The organism is Clostridium sp. UBA6640, assembly GCF_002455975.1.
Taxonomy (GTDB): Bacteria; Bacillota; Clostridia; order Clostridiales; family Clostridiaceae; genus Clostridium_J.
In genome coordinates, this window is the sequence record NZ_DKLM01000164.1 from 1 (window position 1) to 15,895 (window position 15,895).

Sequence of the window (15,895 nt, forward strand, 5' to 3'; positions counted from 1 at the left end):
ATCTGTTCCAAGTTTCATTTTTGCCCTAGGACTGCAAAAAATATTTGCAGGAAATTTAAAATGGTTTCCAATAATAGGCTGGCCTAGAGGTAAGGATGCGTGGTTTGGGGGATGGAAGTACACAATTTTACCTACACTTTCAGGATGCTTTGGATATATTGCATCTTATTCAAGACTTTTAAAGACCTCTATGTTAGATGTTATAAATCAAGATTATGTATTAACTGCTAGATCTAAGGGGTTATCCAATAAAAAAGTAGTAACAAGGCATATACTTAGAAATTCACTTATACCATTAGTTACCTATTTGCCTATGACATTAGCATTTTGTATAACAGGTGCCTTCTTTATCGAAAGAGTATTTTCAATACCAGGATTAGGGCTTTACTATATAACGGCAGTACAAGCTCAGGATTTACCAATGGTTATGGGACATACCATAATTATAACAGCAATGTATGTTGTATGTGTATTTATAACGGATATTTTATATACTGTGGTAGACCCAAGAATTAGAATTACTGGTGGAAAGAGATAAGGAGGGAAAGCTGTATGGTTGAATTTAAGGCTGACGATTTTAAAGTAATTGGATGTGAAAATGCAGATAGCGATGTGATTAATAGACCTAATATAAGCTATTTTGAAGATGCTTGGAGAAGGCTTAAAAAAAATCCTGTGGCAATGACTTCTTTAGTGGTGTTAATGCTTTTAGTAATTATGGTTATAGTAGGACCATATATCAATGGAAAAGAGTTTATAAAAATGAATAGTGAAATAGGAGATTTGGCTCCTTCTGCAGAGTATTGGTTTGGCACAGATAGAATGGGAAGAGATTTATTTTCAAGAGTTTGGTTTGCCGGCAGAATATCTATTGCTATAGGGGTTGTAGCAACTATAATACAGGTATTTATAGGATCCCTATATGGCGGTGTAATGGCATATTTTGGAGGATGGGTTGATGAAGTTATGATGAGAGTCATAGAGGTAATCACAAGTATTCCAGAGCTATTATTAATAATTATTATGACAATGGTGTTAGGTAATGGTTATGTGCAATTAACTATTGCTTTAACTGTTACTTCATGGGCTGGTACAGCTCGTCTGGTAAGAGGGCAGTTAATGCAATTAAGAGAGTGTGAATATGTTTTAGCAGCGCAGGTTTTGGGAGCATCTCCTAGAAGGGTTATAGTAAAACACTTTCTTCCTAATACCATAGGAGTATTGATACTAAATATAGCATCTAGTATACCATCATACATTTTTGCAGAGGCAGGTCTTAGCTTCCTAGGTATAGGACTTCAACCCCCAAATATAAGCTGGGGCGCACTTATAGCTTATGGAAGAGATGTTATGGCATTTTATCCAACACAGCTTTTATTCCCATCACTTGCACTATGTATTACGGTACTTGCTTTTAACTTGCTCGGTGACGGCCTTAGAGACGCACTTGATCCAAGACTTCGTCAATAATAGGAGGGAAAATTATGGAAAAGCAATTGGAAGTTAAGAACCTAAGAGTATCATACCACACCTATGCTGGGGAAGTTCAATCAGTTAGAGGTATGTCCTTTAATCTAGATAAAGGAGAATCTATTGCAATAGTTGGAGAGTCAGGATGCGGTAAAACCGTTACAGCAAAATCTATAATGGGCTTAATTCAATCTCCTCCAGGAGAAATGAAAGAGGGCAGTGAGATTATTTATAAAGGTGAAAATATATTAAATTTTTCTGAGAAGCAATGGCAGGATTTTAGAGGTGAAGAATGCAGCATGATTTTTCAGGATGCATTAACAGCACTAAATCCAACTATGAAAGTGGGAAAGCAAATTGCTGAAAATTTAATGATTCATAGAAAATTAAGTAAGCCAGAAGCATTAAATGAAGCTAAGGAAATGTTGGAGTTAGTAGGTATACCTAATGCGGATAAGAGAATTAACCAATATCCCCATGAGTTTTCTGGAGGTATGAGACAAAGAGTTATGATTGCAATAGCACTTGCCTGCAGTCCTAGTATACTTATAGCAGACGAACCAACTACAGCACTAGATGTTACCATACAAGCTCAAATAATAGATATTTTAAAAAATCTGCAACAGAAGCTCGGAATGTCTATTATATTAATTACTCATGATCTTGGGGTAGTGGCAAATTTAGTTGATAGGATATTTGTTATGTATGCTGGTAAATTAGTGGAGAAAGGAAGCTACAAAGAGATATTTTATAATCCTAAGCATCCTTATACTTGGGCACTGCTTAAAGCAGTACCAAGGCTCGATAGTGAAAATGATGAAGAGCTAGTATCAATACAAGGTACACCGCCAGATTTAATCAAACCTCCTAAAGGATGTGGATTTGCCTCAAGGTGTAAATATTGTATGAATATATGCTTAAGGGAAGAACCACCATTAACAGAGTTTGAAAAAGAGCATACTGCTTCATGTTGGATTTATCATCCAATGGCTCCTAAGGTAGAGAATGGTTTTAAAGCGGAGGTGTCTATTAGTGGAAGCAAAGAATAATTTAATAATGGAGGTTAAAAATCTTAAGAAATATTTTAAAGTAGGTAAAAATGCTGTTTTAAAAGCAGTGGATGATGTAAGTTTTGATATATATGAAGGTGAAACTATAGGACTTGTTGGAGAATCGGGATGTGGTAAAACAACCTGTGGAAGAACCTGCACAGGAATGTATAGTAAAACTGATGGGAGTGTTATCTATAAAGGAAAAGATGTACACAAAATAACAGGAAAAGAAAAGAAGCTTTTTGCTAAAGAAGTACAAATAATTTTCCAAGATCCTTATGCTTCTTTAAATCCAAGGATGACTGTTGGAGATATAATAGCAGAAGGTATAGATATACACGGATTAGCAGCAAATTCTAATGAAAGAACAGAAAGAGTAAACGAGCTATTAGGATTAGTTGGACTTAATAAAGAACATGCTAATAGATTTGTTCACGAATTTTCAGGAGGCCAAAGACAAAGAATAGGTATAGCAAGAGCCTTAGCAGTAGAACCTAAATTTATAATGTGTGATGAACCGATATCTGCTTTAGATGTATCTATACAGGCACAAGTTGTAAATCTTTTAAAGAGATTACAAAGGGACATGGATCTTACCTATTTGTTTATTGCTCATGATTTAGCTATGGTTAAGCATATATCCAATAGGGTTGCAGTTATGTATCTTGGTGCAGTAGTGGAGTTTACAGCCAGCAAAGAGTTATACAAAAATCCAGTTCATCCATATACTCAAGCACTATTATCTGCCATACCAATACCAGATCCACTTGTGGAAAGGTCAAGGGAAAGAATTATGCTTGAGGGGGATGTACCTAGTCCTATTAATCCGCCACAAGGATGTAAATTTGTAAAAAGATGTAAATATGTGAAAGATATATGCAGGAATGAAGCGCCAAAGCTTAAAGAAGTAGCTCCAAACCATTTAGTGGCATGCCATTTATACTAGTTATTAACTAATATAAATGCTTAAGTATTTTATGTGAAAAGGATGGAGATAAGATTCTATTATGAGTAAAATTATGAGCTATTTTAAAGATATAATTAAATCACTTATGGTGGGTATAATTGTTTCTTTAGTATTAATAATAATATCTGGCTTATGCTCTATTTTAGTAAATGGAAACAATATTAAAAGCACCTTGGATATTATGAAAAGCACCTTATTTATTATAGGAGCATTTGGATTATTGCTATTTTCAGGATTTATACTAAAACGAGATTGTAGAAGGCCATTAATATATGAGAAACAATGGAAAGAAAAATTTAAGATAATTCAATTTCAAAACGTAGTAATGTTTATAGCTATAATGATTTTATGCTTTGGATTAATATTAGATCGGATTATTTATTATTTGTAATTAAATTCATATAAAACCCATAACTAGTCAATATGCTGATTGGTTATGGGTTTTATATGAATTATTATATTTTTATATAATTTAATATTAGTGCAATAATACATGGTGAACACTGTTCGCAGCTACAAAATCAATCATAAAATTCTCAGTAGTGACTGAGAAATATCCATAATTATGAATTGTGCATTGTGAATTGTGAATTAAAAAAGGAGTTCGATGAACTCCTTTTGTTATCTTTTTTTCCCTATTAATCTTAAAAGATAAATGAATAAGTTTATTAAATCAAGGTAAAGTTCTAGAGCAGCAACTATAGCGAACTTATTTAAATTTTCTTTATTAAATTCATAAGAACTTTGATGTATAAATTTAATTTTCTGCATATCATATGCTGTTAAGCCACAGAATAAGAATAATCCTATATAACTTATTGAATTATAAAGTCCAGTTGAGCCTATAAAAAAATTTGCAATGCTTGCTACAATAATTCCTACAAGTGCCATAATACAAATTCTGCCTACAGTTGATAAATCTCTTTTTGATGTTAAACCAATCATACTACAACAGAAAAACATCATGGCAGCTATAATAAACACCGTTATAATAGAACTTAAGTCATAAAGAGCAAATATTGTTGCAAAAGTTATTCCACTAACAGCTGAATATAATAAAAACAATGTAAGAGCTGTATTAGTAGAAATATTTTCTAACCGCTTGTTTATTACTACAACTAGTCCAATCTCTATAGCACATACTACAAAGAGTGAAGCACCGTTAGAATATATTAAATTCATAAAAGCTTCACTACTTGATACTAAATATGCAATGGCAAAAGTTACAATTAACCCCATAGTCATATAAAGAAATGTTTTGCTAATAAATTTGTTTTCACTTTTTTTGTAAGAAACCTCTGTCATAAAAATCTCTCCTTATATAAATTATATTCAAAAAATAACTAGTCAATATGCTTGTTCATTTGTGGAATATTTTCATCATGAGGATTAATGATAACTAGGTTATGATTTAATTCCTATTTTCTTATTTGACATTAAATATGCTTCCTACATTTGAACAGTTATTTTTTTAGTAATTACATTAAACTTAAAATAATTTTACCATTTCTTACATAAAATTTCAATGTTATATGAATTAAAAATATATACATCAAATTTTCGTCAAATTTTGACTAAATGACCTTACAGTGATTGTATAAATTTTGTCAATATAACAGGGAAAATTTAATAATTATATTGAGAAACTTAAAACAATTTAAAATTTATTGAAAAAATTCTTGATAAATTCTAAACTTTTAATTATAATTATAAACGATAAATGTATAAAAATATTTAAACCATTAAGGTTATGTGAATTTTTTTTGAACAAAAATGAACTATGGATAATTTTCTTCGAAATTTATTAAAAACATAATTTTCTCACAATTATGAAGTCTATTTTTGTATTTTTATTTATTAATATGAGGTATTGTGATAGAATAATCCAAATATTTTGAATTTTATATTTTGAAAATTTGAATTAAAAGTATATTTGTAATAATATTTTATACCATTTAATTGAAAAAAAAGATACTTTTTCATATTATATATACAAATTGTTAACAAATTATTAGAATTCTTATAAAATATTGAATTATTTTATTTATGCTAATATAATGTATATGTACAAAAATTTTAATTGTGAAAAATATGTAAAAATATTTTCATTTAGGTTGACGATTTTTGTTAATAAAAGGAGGAATTTGAATTGACTTTTTTAAGCGGGATTATGAAGCTTTCACCAATTGCAGTTTTAATAGGCTTGATGATGGGTGGAATGGAGGTCTTAATAGCAGCTCCACTTGCAACTTGTTGGGCTGTGATTATGGCATACGTGACAGAAAAAATTAAATTTAATGAGGCTGTAGATTGCGCAGTTGAAAACGTTAAATCTATGCAATTTGTATTCTTTATACTGATGTTTGCATATGCGATGGCAGCAGCGTTTATGGCAACTGGAGTTGGTGCAGCTATAGTTAATGTAGCTTTAGGACTTGGACTAACAGCAAGAACTGTTGCTGTTACAGGATTTGCGGTTACTGGAATATTATCAATAGCAACAGGAACATCTTGGGGAACTTTTGCAGCATGTGCACCAATTTTTCTATGGCTTTCTCATATAGTTGATGGAAATATTTTGGTTACAGCAGCTGCTATAGCAGGAGGAGCTTGTTTTGGAGATAATATAGGATTAATATCTGACACAACAGTTGTTAGTTCTGAAATTCAAAAAGTAGAAATAATGGATAGAATTAAAAGACAAGTTAGTTGGGCTGGTATATGCTTCGTTATTGGAGCTATAGGTTTCTACATATTAAGTGTAGTTTTAAAACTTCCACATGATTCATCTGTTGAGGCAGCTTCTGCAATAGATGCAATTCCAAAAGAGGTTTGGGCTACATTAGGACAAGATAGGCCAGCAGCAGTAGATTTATTAAATCAAGTTAAGGATGGAGTACCTATATATATGGTAATACCATTAATCCTTGTTCTAGTAGCAGCTGCTAAAGGAATATCTACATTAGCATGTTTAGCTATAGGTATAATAACTTCACTTATTCTTGGATCAGTTGCAGGAACTACTACATTACCAGCGTTTTTAGAGTTAGTACAAGGCGGATTTTCTGAAGCTGGAGGAACTGTAATCGTTATGATGATGTGGGTTGGTGCATTTGGAGGCGTAATGGCAAAAATGAAAGCATTTGAGCCAATATCAAAACTAGTTGTACTTGTCTCTAAAAATGTTAGACAACTTATGTTCTGGAATGGATGTTTATCAATACTTGGTAATGCATTGCTTGCAGATGAAATGGCACAAATTGTAACTATAGGACCTATAATTAAAGAATTAGTAGATGATAATGTTGAAGGTAGCGAAGAAGCAATATATGAGTTAAAAATAAGAAACTCTATATTCTCGAGTTCATTAGGAGTTTTTGGATCTCAATTGATTCCATGGCATGTATATTTAGGCTTTTACGTAGCTATTTCAAATGCTGTATACCCATTGTATACATTTACACCAGTTTCATTTATTAAGTATAATATAATGGCAATTGTTACAGTAGTATCATTATTAGTACTTACTTTAACTGGACTTGATAGAATTATTCCTAACTTTGGATTACCTAGAGAGCCAGAAGTTAAACTTAAGAAGAAAACTAAAAATGACGATAAATCTTATGAAAAATCTATGAAAGTATCATAATAAAACAAAAGCCCATCTATATTAAATAGATGGGTTTTTTATTCAATTCACAAGGCACAGTTCACAATGCACAATTAAGGATGAAATTATTTTTAAGGAAAATAATTTCTTTGAAATTTATTTTTAGCTAGCAATACGATTGCTAGTTATGTGGCGAACACTGTTCGCCGCTACAAAAAATCAATTTAAAATTTCTCAGTTTCCACTGAGAAATTTCCGAAATTGTGAATTGTGAACTGTGAATTGTGCATTACTCTTTAAGGTGCTCTATAAATAATATTTAAAATATCAGTTTCATTATCCACCACAACTTTAGCATCAACTTCATATAAATTTTTTATTAGTTCCTCAGTCAGGACTTCCTTTGGAGTTCCATAGCTAACAATTTTTCCTGATTTCATGGCATAAATTTTATCACAATATAAAGCAGCAATATTTAAATCATGAATAGCAGATATAACTGTGACACCAAGCTCTTTTACAGTAGCCATAAATTGGAGTTGATACTTTATATCCAAATGATTTGTAGGTTCATCTAAAATAAGGCACTCTGTTTTCATAGCTAAAGCTCTTGCAAGAACTATTCTTTGTTTCTCACCGCCAGACAAACTCGAAAAGCTTCTATTAATATAACTTAACATACCTACTTTATCTAGAGATTCTTTCATAATCTTATAGTCCTCAGCATTATCTTTTTCTATAAACTTTTTGTGAGGGGCTCTACCCATTAAGACCATATCTACAACAGAAAAATCAAAATTATAATTATTATGTTGAGAGACAACAGCCATTTTTTTTGCGCTTTCTTTCATAGAAAAGCTTTTGATATCCTTATCGTCTAAAAATACAGTTCCACTAGTAGGTTTTAAAGTTCTGTATATACATTTTAACAGTGTACTTTTACCACTGCCATTAGGGCCTATAATGCCCACAAATTCTTTTTTGCTCGCATGAATGCTTAACCCCTTTAAAATATGACTTTCTCCTAAATAAGCTTCTAAATTTAAAGTCTTTATTTCCATTAGTTGTTACCTCCAAACCCGTAGGATTTACTTACCATAAGATATATAAATAATGGAGCACCTATCATGGAAATTAATATTCCTATAGGGAGTTCATTTCCAGGTAGTATAATTCTAGATAGTACATCTGCCCAAACCATAAATATGGCCCCAATGAGTCCTGATAGCATAATAATCCTTTTATGGTCCGTTCCAAATATCATCCTTACAAGGTGAGGAATAATAAGTCCTACAAATCCAATCATTCCTGAGGAGTATACTATAAAGCCAATTACTATAGATGTTATGATTAGATAAAGCTGGCGATATTTATGTAAATCTGTACCTAAAGTTATAGAAACTTCATCCCCAAGTAACATCAAGTTAAGTGTTCTGTATTGGGTAATAAAAAATAATGTAGCCAATATTACAAGTGGGAAAATTATTATTATATTCTCCCATTTTGCACTGGCAAGGCTTCCCATCAACCAATATGCTACAGTTTGTGCAGCATTTCTGTCATTAGAAAAATATATAATAAAACTTGAAAATGATGAGCACACAGTACTTAATGCCATACCAGCTAAAATAAGTTTTGTTGAATTAGCTCTTCCTTTGATATTTGCTAAGGTTAATACAAGAACTGATATTGCAAGAGCACCTATGAAAGCACATATACCTACATAATTACTGCCAAAAGCCACACCTACTCCAAGCATAATAGCTAATGTAGCTCCTAGAGATGCACCAGATGAAATTCCTAATATATAAGGGTCTGCCAGTGGATTTTTTACAATTGCCTGCATAACTACTCCAGATACTGAAAGTCCTATGCCTACAGCAACTGCTAAAATAATTCTTGGAAGTCTTATAAACCAAACAATATCATGTACAGCCCCACTTGATAAAAGCTCCGGATTTCCAACACTAAATAGTTTGTACATTACAATTTCATATACATCTTTTACAGAAATATCCACAGAACCCATAGTTACAGTTATTAAAATAGAAAAAATTAATATAATTACAAGTATAATGGAAACACCTATATAAATAGGTGTTCCATTAAGTAATCCATTTTGTGTATTATTTTTATAAACTTTTTTCATTTTATTTGTTTCCATATAACTCAGGATATAATCCTTTTGAAATTGTTTTTATACCATCTAGTGTTCTTATACCACTAGAGTAAACTTCGCTTAACATTATAGGATTAACACGATTTGATTTTACAGCAGAAACACTTGAAAGTGCTGGGTTCTCAATAATAGATTTTAATGCAGTATCACTATCAATGGCATCACCAAAATAAACAGTAAATATTACATCTGGGTTAAGTTTTACTAAATCTTCGTTTCCTATTACACCATTAGATTTTGCAACTAAATCTGCTCCAACTTGAGTTGCTATGTCTCCACCTATAGTATCTTCACCATAAATTCTATATGCACCATCTTTTTCTATTTCTAAGAGTATTGCTCTAACAGATTCTTTTCCCTTAACAAAATCTTTAGCCTTGTCAATTTCGATTTTCATTGTGTCAACTATTTCGTTAGCTTTATCTTCTACATCAAAAATTTTACCCATATTTAAAATATCATCATATTCATTTTGTAGTGTATTTGGGCTAATAACACCACTATTTTGAGACATATATGTATTTACATTTCTTTCATGCCAAAATCCTACATCTCCAAGGGTTTTCTCACCAAATAGAGAATACCAGCTCAATATGAAATCAGGTTGTAATCCAATAACTTCTTCTTTTGTAGGTACTTTTTCATAATATTTTACTTTACTAAAAGCATCTTTATATTCCTCTTTAACATCATGATCTAATCCAGCAGTAGCAATAATTTTATCTTGTAATCCTAATGCAAGTAATGTTTCTATTGAATTTTGATATACTGCGACAACCTTCTCAGGCGATTTTTCAAATGTTATATCTACAGGTTCTTTAGCATAATTATAAGTTTTAATTGTGACAGGATAATGTGATGACTGTTTATTACTATCCTCTACCTTACTTTCTGTTTTAGGTGTAGTTTCTGCATTTTTATTACCACATCCAGTTGCTCCTAATACCATAAGTCCTACTAAAATTGCGCTTATTACTTTTTTCATTTAATTTTTCTCCCCTTTGTATATTTGTTAATATTTTTAATGAGTACCTTCTATTACTTCTATATGATGTTTTTAAAATATTGTCTTTATTTTTTCAACTCTTTGATTTTCACACTTAACAACACAAACACCAAAATGGAGTTTTTCTACTCCTGCTTGTTCTAATTTTTCAGCAATATTCATTAAATTTTTATCAGAATTATTCGAACATGCATCACACGTAAAGAAGGATATAAGTTCTAAATTTTCATTTTTATATGTAATAAAGTGTTTTTCTCTATTGTTTAAAGCTTTAAAACATCCCATGGTTGTACATATTCCATTAATTTTTTCGCATACCCCAATAGCTATTTTCATCTTCCCCTCCTATAAAACAAACTATTTCCTCATAAATAATAGCCCTTTAACAACAGTTAAAGGGCTATCTATTCAAAAAATATTTTTTAAACACTTATACCACCCCATCGCTCGTAGAGTTACCAGTACATTTAAATAGGCAGGTCTTCTGGCTTAAGCATCAACATTCCTACAGCCTTCCCAGTTTCCCAGTGGCATAATTGCAGGAACTCATCTATTACAGTGGCGAGACCGCGTGGGATTTTAACCCACTTCCCTTTTAATCAATAGATATTAAATATCTATTAAACCTACTTTATAATTATTCGATTTACACACTCATTTTAGCATTAATAATTATATTAAGCAAATATTATTCGACATTTTATAATAAATAGATTACTTTCTCAGGATAATAAATAAATAATTCAAATAATAATAAGATTGAATTATAAAGATGTTATAAAAAATATATTTTTAAAGTGTATTTACAAGTGCAACATACAAAAAAAAGTAATTATTTGTTGCAAAAATATTGGTAGGTAACTCATGATACTACAAAAAAATACTTTTATGAAGAGTATAATGTAATTGTATATACATATTATAAAATAATATGTGATATTTTAGCACTTAATAAAAAAATATACAATGAAAAGCTATAAATAGAAAATTAAGCACTATAGTAAGGATATATCGAGATATTAATTAATAGCTATTTGAGGTTTTGTCTAAGGTAGGGGGAATTACTAATGATATTATTTTGTTTACCATATGCAGGTGGATTAGAGGTTATATATTATGAATGGAAAAAGTATATAAGTACTTCAATACAATTAGAAGCAGTAGAACTTAAAGGAAGAGGAAAAAGATTTAATGAAGTCTTATATGAAAATTTAGAAGAAGCTGTAGATGATATATTTAAAAATATTGCGGATAAAATAGTAAATGATGATTATGCTATATATGGTCATAGTATGGGTAGTCTTTTAGCTTATGAACTTTACTATAAAATTATTGATATGGGAATTAAAAAGCCAAAGCATATATTCTTTTCAGGATATGAAGCACCAAGCATGATAAGAAAAAGAGAAAATACATATACTTTGCCTGATTATGATTTTATGAATAAAGTAATGGAACTTGGTGGAACACCAGAAGAACTGATGAATAATAAGGAGTTATTAGAAATATTTCTTCCAATAATCCGAAGCGATTTTAAGATTTTAGAAACTTATAATTATGAAGAAAGGGGGAATAAAATTCAGTGCGATGTTTCAATTTTAAATGGAAAACAAGATTCTATTAATTTAGAGGAGATATTAGCTTGGAAAAATCATGTCTGTAAAGGATTTAAAATATATAACTTTGATGGGAATCATTTTTTTATAAATAGTAATGTTAAAAATATAGTTAATATTATTAATACTACATTGGGTAAATAAAAAATATGTTAAAAGGGGGAATTGATATGAGATATAGTGATAAACATTATTATAATCTAACTCATCCTCAGAAAAGAATATGGTATATAGATAAGGTAAATTTAAATTCTCCACTTCATAACATTGGTGGATGCTTAAAGATAAATGAGAGTATAGATGTTAGTAAAATGAAGGAGACTATTAATCTTGTAATAAAAGCAAATGAAGGATTAAGATTAAGATTTAAAGAAAAAAATGGACAACCAGTTCAGTATGTTAATAACTTTACAGAAGAAAACATAGATTTTTTAGACCTTAGTAATTATGAATGTCCTAAGCTAGAACATAAAAAATGGTCAGAGAATTTATTTAAAAGGAATTTTAAGTTAGAAGATGATAAATTATATTATTTTGCAATATATAAGATAAGTGAAAAAGAATATGGAGTATTATTAAGTATTCATCATATTATAGCAGACGGATGGTCAATTAGCCTTATACAAAAACAAGTATGTGAAATATATACTAAATTAACAAAAGGTGAGACTAATTATGCTGATGAATATTACTCATATGTGGATTTCATAAGAGAAGAAAATGAATATTTAAATTCAGATAGATTTATAAAAAACAAGAATTTCTGGAATGAAAAATTTAATAATGCACCTGAAGAGTTTTTATATAGAACTTCAAATAGTTTAAAAGGTAGAAGAAAATCTTTTAATATTGATAGTGATTTATCAATTGAAATAAAGAAATTTATAAAAGAAAAAAAATACTCGTTAAATACGTTTTTTGTAGCTATTTTACTTATATATATAAATAAAACTACACATAAAAATGATTTAGTTATAGGAATGCCTGTATTTAATAGGACAAGCAAGAAACAAAAAAGTATAATAGGTATGTTTACAAGCACAGTACCTTTTAGATTCACATTAGATACTAAGATAAGTATAGAAGACTTAATAAAATTAATTAATAGAGACTTAAAGCTTAATTTTTTAAATCAAAAATACCCCTATGATCTTTTAGTTAAAGATTTAGAGTTAAATAAGGAAGGTTATGATAGTCTATTTAAAATATGCGTAAATTATTATAACTCTAAATATGCTAATGATATTAATGGTATTGATGTACAGATTCAGGAATATTATTGTGGTAATCAAAGTTATTCTTTACAATTAACAGTTAAAGAGTGGGAAGAAGATAATATAATTCTAAATTTTGATTATAAAATAGAGGAATACTTAGAAACAGAAATTCAAGTTATGTATCAATCTATAATTAACATTATTAAACAGATATTAATCAATAACAATATTGTAGTTAAAGATATATGTCTTCTTAGCGAAGAAGAAATTAAATATAAGATAAATAACTTTAACTCAACAAATAGTATTTATCCACGAAAAACAGTATGCGAATTATTTGAAGAGCAAACAATTAAAACACCAGACAGAATTGCCTTAGAGTTTGAAGATAAAATATTAACATATAAAGAACTTAATGAAAAGTCAAATCAACTAGCAAATTACTTAAGACAAAAGGGTACAAATAATGAATCTATTGTAGGAATAATGGCGACTCATTCAATAGAGCTCATTATAAGCATTTTAGCAATCATCAAAGCGGGAGGAGCTTATTTACCGATCGATCCTAGTTATCCTATAGAAAGAATAAATTATATGATTAAAGATTCTAAGAGTATTATGCTATTAACCAACTTTGAAGTAAATAATGAAATTAAGCTTAGAGGAGATATAACTAATATAAATAATTTAAATTTAGATATCTATAGCAAAAAAGATTTAATAAAAATAAATGAACTAAAGGATTTAGTTTATATTATATATACATCTGGTTCAACAGGAAAACCTAAAGGGGTAATGATTGAACATCAAGGTCTAACGAATTATATATGGTGGGCTAAGAAAGTGTATTTAAAAGATGAGAATGAAGTTATGGCTCTATATTCTTCTATATCTTTCGATTTAACAATAACTTCTATATTTACTCCTTTAATTTCTGGTAATAAGATTATAATTTATGACAATGATGAAAGTGAATTTGTATTATATAAAATACTAAGAGAAAATAAAACAACAGTTGTAAAGCTTACCCCTGCTCATTTAACACTATTAAAGGGTATGGATAATAGTAACTCTAATATAAAAAGATTTATTGTAGGAGGAGAAGATCTAAAAGTAAGTTTATCTAAAGAAATTTATAATAGCTTTAAGAAAAATATAGAAATATATAATGAATATGGGCCTACAGAAACAGTAGTTGGCTGTATGATATATAAATACGATGAAGAAAATGATAAAGGTATATCAGTCCCTATAGGCTATCCAGCAGATAATGTACAAGTCTATATATTAGATAATGAATTTAATGTAGTTCCAATGGGAATAGTAGGAGAGCTTTATGTATCTGGACATGGAGTTGCTAGAGGCTATTTAAATAAGAATGAGTTAACCTTTGAAAGATTTATTGAAAATCCTTTTATAAAAGGACAAAAAATGTACAAAACTGGGGATACAGCAAAACATTTAGAAAATGGAATCATTGAATATGTAGGTAGAATAGATAACCAAGTAAAGATAAGAGGACATCGTATTGAACTTGGTGAAATAGAAAAATATTTATTAGAAAACGAATTTATAAAAGATGCAGTTGTAACATTTAAAAAAGATTCATCAGGAAATAGATTATTAAATGCTTATATAGTAAATAAAGAGGAAATCACAGACTTAGAATTAAAAAACTGGCTTTTGAAATTCTTACCTAAATATATGATTCCAGCTAATTTCATTTATTTAGAGCAGTTGCCTTTAACTGTGAATGGAAAAGTGAATCATGATTTACTTCCAAATTTAATACCAGCTGAAAAAGAGTTTGTAAAGTATAAAACCGATGTGGAAAAAGAAGTAGTTAAAGTTATGGAAGAGATTTTAGGAATAAAAAATGTAGGTATGAAAGATAATTACTATCAGCTTGGTGGAGATTCTATAAAAGCAATTCAAATTTCTTCGAAACTTAAGAATTTAGGGTTAGATATTAAGGTAAAGGACATTTTAACGTATGATTCTATTGAAGAAATAGCAGCTGTTGTAGAAGTTAATAAAAGTGACAAAGTTATAGATCAAGAACCAAGTCAAGGGTATATTCAGGATACTCCAATTATAGAATGGTTTTNNGATTTTATAATCAGAATTCTTATAATCAATATATATTATTAGAATATGAGGAAACTTTAGATGTTAATAAAATCACAGTAGCTATAAATAAATTAATTTATCATCACGATTCATTAAGAATTAATTATGATAAGGAAAATAACAAATTATATTATAATAACGAACACTTAAAGAAAGAATATGTTGTTAATTATTTTGATTTATCTCAATATTCTGATTACAGCAAAGGTGAAAATATTAAAACTTTAATTGATAAAGTAAATAATAGATTTGACATAGAAAATAGTCTTTTATTCAATTTGGCTATGTTTAATTTAAGTTATGAAAGACAAGCTTTATTATTTATAGCACATCATTTAATTGTTGATGGAGTTTCGTGGAGAATAATCTTAAATGATTTTCTAACTATATTAAAGCAATTAAATAATAATGAAGACATAAAGTTACCTATGAAGACTCATTCTTTTAAAGAATGGTCAGAGCAACTGCAAGAGTATAAAAAGAATGATTTTAATGATGAGAAACATTATTGGCAATCAATTCTAGAGAAGGATAATGATTATCCTGTAGATTACAATGCAATTGAAGATACTATAAAAACATCAAGTGTTTTAAATAAGGAATTAGATGAAGTTACATTAAATGACTTGATAAAAAATATAAATGAAA

Annotated in this window: 14 protein-coding genes and 1 riboswitch; of the genes, 9 read left to right on the forward strand and 5 right to left on the reverse strand. The window is 29.3% G+C overall.

Annotated elements, in window-relative coordinates; genetic code table 11:
• From B2W91_RS18745 to B2W91_RS18765, 5 genes are all read left to right on the forward strand, one after another.
• The coding region (locus B2W91_RS18745; RefSeq protein WP_291583694.1) for an ABC transporter permease at positions 1-538 on the forward strand (538 nt) is incomplete at its 5' end.
• Positions 539-552: 14 nt separating this feature from the next.
• On the forward strand, positions 553-1,470 hold the full coding sequence (locus B2W91_RS18750; RefSeq protein ID WP_291583696.1) for an ABC transporter permease: 918 nt from the start codon (positions 553-555) through the stop codon (positions 1,468-1,470).
• 14 nt (positions 1,471-1,484) lie between these two features.
• Positions 1,485-2,519 carry an ABC transporter ATP-binding protein gene (locus B2W91_RS18755; protein ID WP_291583698.1) on the forward strand — a complete coding sequence of 345 codons (1,035 nt, stop codon included), beginning with the start codon at positions 1,485-1,487 and terminating at the stop codon, positions 2,517-2,519.
• Positions 2,520-2,526: 7 nt separating this feature from the next.
• A complete protein-coding gene (locus B2W91_RS18760; protein ID WP_414633137.1) occupies positions 2,527-3,468 on the forward strand; it encodes an ABC transporter ATP-binding protein in 942 nt (313 codons plus the stop codon).
• Between the two features lie 61 nt (positions 3,469-3,529).
• The gene (locus B2W91_RS18765) at positions 3,530-3,880 is read left to right on the forward strand and encodes a hypothetical protein (RefSeq protein WP_291583702.1); all 351 of its coding nucleotides are present in this window, start codon (positions 3,530-3,532) and stop codon (positions 3,878-3,880) included.
• A 230-nt stretch (positions 3,881-4,110) separates the two neighbouring features.
• Here B2W91_RS18765 and B2W91_RS18770 read toward each other — a convergent pair whose 3' ends face one another.
• The gene (locus B2W91_RS18770; protein WP_291583704.1) at positions 4,111-4,794 is read right to left on the reverse strand and encodes a Bax inhibitor-1/YccA family protein; all 684 of its coding nucleotides are present in this window, start codon (positions 4,792-4,794) and stop codon (positions 4,111-4,113) included.
• A gap of 844 nt (positions 4,795-5,638) precedes the next feature.
• On the opposite strand from B2W91_RS18770, the gene B2W91_RS18775 reads away from it, so the two are divergent.
• Positions 5,639-7,138: a Na+/H+ antiporter NhaC family protein gene (locus B2W91_RS18775; protein ID WP_291583707.1), complete on the forward strand. Its 1,500-nt coding sequence runs from the start codon at positions 5,639-5,641 to the stop codon at positions 7,136-7,138.
• A gap of 257 nt (positions 7,139-7,395) precedes the next feature.
• Here the strand turns inward: B2W91_RS18775 and B2W91_RS18780 are convergent, their stop codons facing one another.
• The 4 genes from B2W91_RS18780 to B2W91_RS18795 all read right to left on the reverse strand — a co-directional run bounded on the left by B2W91_RS18780 (position 7,396) and on the right by B2W91_RS18795 (position 10,620).
• The gene (locus B2W91_RS18780; protein WP_291583709.1) at positions 7,396-8,160 is read right to left on the reverse strand and encodes an ABC transporter ATP-binding protein; all 765 of its coding nucleotides are present in this window, start codon (positions 8,158-8,160) and stop codon (positions 7,396-7,398) included.
• Entirely contained in the window at positions 8,160-9,248 is a 1,089-nt protein-coding gene (locus tag B2W91_RS18785) for a FecCD family ABC transporter permease (protein WP_291583711.1), read from the reverse strand. Before B2W91_RS18785 ends, B2W91_RS18780 begins: the two co-directional genes overlap by 1 nt.
• A gap of 1 nt (position 9,249) precedes the next feature.
• Entirely contained in the window at positions 9,250-10,263 is a 1,014-nt protein-coding gene (locus tag B2W91_RS18790; protein ID WP_291583712.1) for an ABC transporter substrate-binding protein, read from the reverse strand.
• Between the two features lie 72 nt (positions 10,264-10,335).
• Positions 10,336-10,620, reverse strand: coding sequence for a CGGC domain-containing protein (locus B2W91_RS18795; RefSeq protein ID WP_291583714.1), 285 nt, complete (start codon positions 10,618-10,620; stop codon positions 10,336-10,338).
• Between the two features lie 121 nt (positions 10,621-10,741).
• Positions 10,742-10,929, reverse strand: a riboswitch (cobalamin riboswitch).
• A gap of 422 nt (positions 10,930-11,351) precedes the next feature.
• Here B2W91_RS18795 and B2W91_RS18800 point away from each other — a divergent pair.
• From B2W91_RS18800 to B2W91_RS18810, 3 genes are all read left to right on the forward strand, one after another.
• Complete coding sequence (locus tag B2W91_RS18800; protein WP_291583716.1) at positions 11,352-12,044, forward strand: thioesterase II family protein; 693 nt, start codon at positions 11,352-11,354, stop codon at positions 12,042-12,044.
• A gap of 26 nt (positions 12,045-12,070) precedes the next feature.
• Positions 12,071-15,268 carry an amino acid adenylation domain-containing protein gene (locus tag B2W91_RS18805; protein WP_291583718.1) on the forward strand — a complete coding sequence of 1,066 codons (3,198 nt, stop codon included), beginning with the start codon at positions 12,071-12,073 and terminating at the stop codon, positions 15,266-15,268.
• Positions 15,217-15,895 (forward strand): condensation domain-containing protein (locus B2W91_RS18810; protein WP_291583719.1); only part of this gene is annotated, 679 nt, incomplete at its 3' end. The genes B2W91_RS18805 and B2W91_RS18810, both read left to right, overlap by 52 nt.

Excerpts from the sequence above, each read along its gene's own strand:
- B2W91_RS18750 (WP_291583696.1), top strand. The coding sequence starts at position 553 with ATGGTTGAATTTAAGGCTGACGATTTTAAAGTAATTGGATGTGAAAAT.
- B2W91_RS18755 (WP_291583698.1), top strand. The coding sequence starts at position 1,485 with ATGGAAAAGCAATTGGAAGTTAAGAACCTAAGAGTATCATACCACACC.
- B2W91_RS18760 (WP_414633137.1), top strand. The coding sequence starts at position 2,527 with ATGGAGGTTAAAAATCTTAAGAAATATTTTAAAGTAGGTAAAAATGCT.
- B2W91_RS18765 (WP_291583702.1), top strand. The coding sequence starts at position 3,530 with ATGAGTAAAATTATGAGCTATTTTAAAGATATAATTAAATCACTTATG.
- B2W91_RS18770 (WP_291583704.1), bottom strand. The coding sequence starts at position 4,794 with ATGACAGAGGTTTCTTACAAAAAAAGTGAAAACAAATTTATTAGCAAA.
- B2W91_RS18780 (WP_291583709.1), bottom strand. The coding sequence starts at position 8,160 with ATGGAAATAAAGACTTTAAATTTAGAAGCTTATTTAGGAGAAAGTCAT.
- B2W91_RS18785 (WP_291583711.1), bottom strand. The coding sequence starts at position 9,248 with ATGAAAAAAGTTTATAAAAATAATACACAAAATGGATTACTTAATGGA.
- B2W91_RS18790 (WP_291583712.1), bottom strand. The coding sequence starts at position 10,263 with ATGAAAAAAGTAATAAGCGCAATTTTAGTAGGACTTATGGTATTAGGA.
- B2W91_RS18795 (WP_291583714.1), bottom strand. The coding sequence starts at position 10,620 with ATGAAAATAGCTATTGGGGTATGCGAAAAAATTAATGGAATATGTACA.
- B2W91_RS18800 (WP_291583716.1), top strand. The coding sequence starts at position 11,352 with ATGATATTATTTTGTTTACCATATGCAGGTGGATTAGAGGTTATATAT.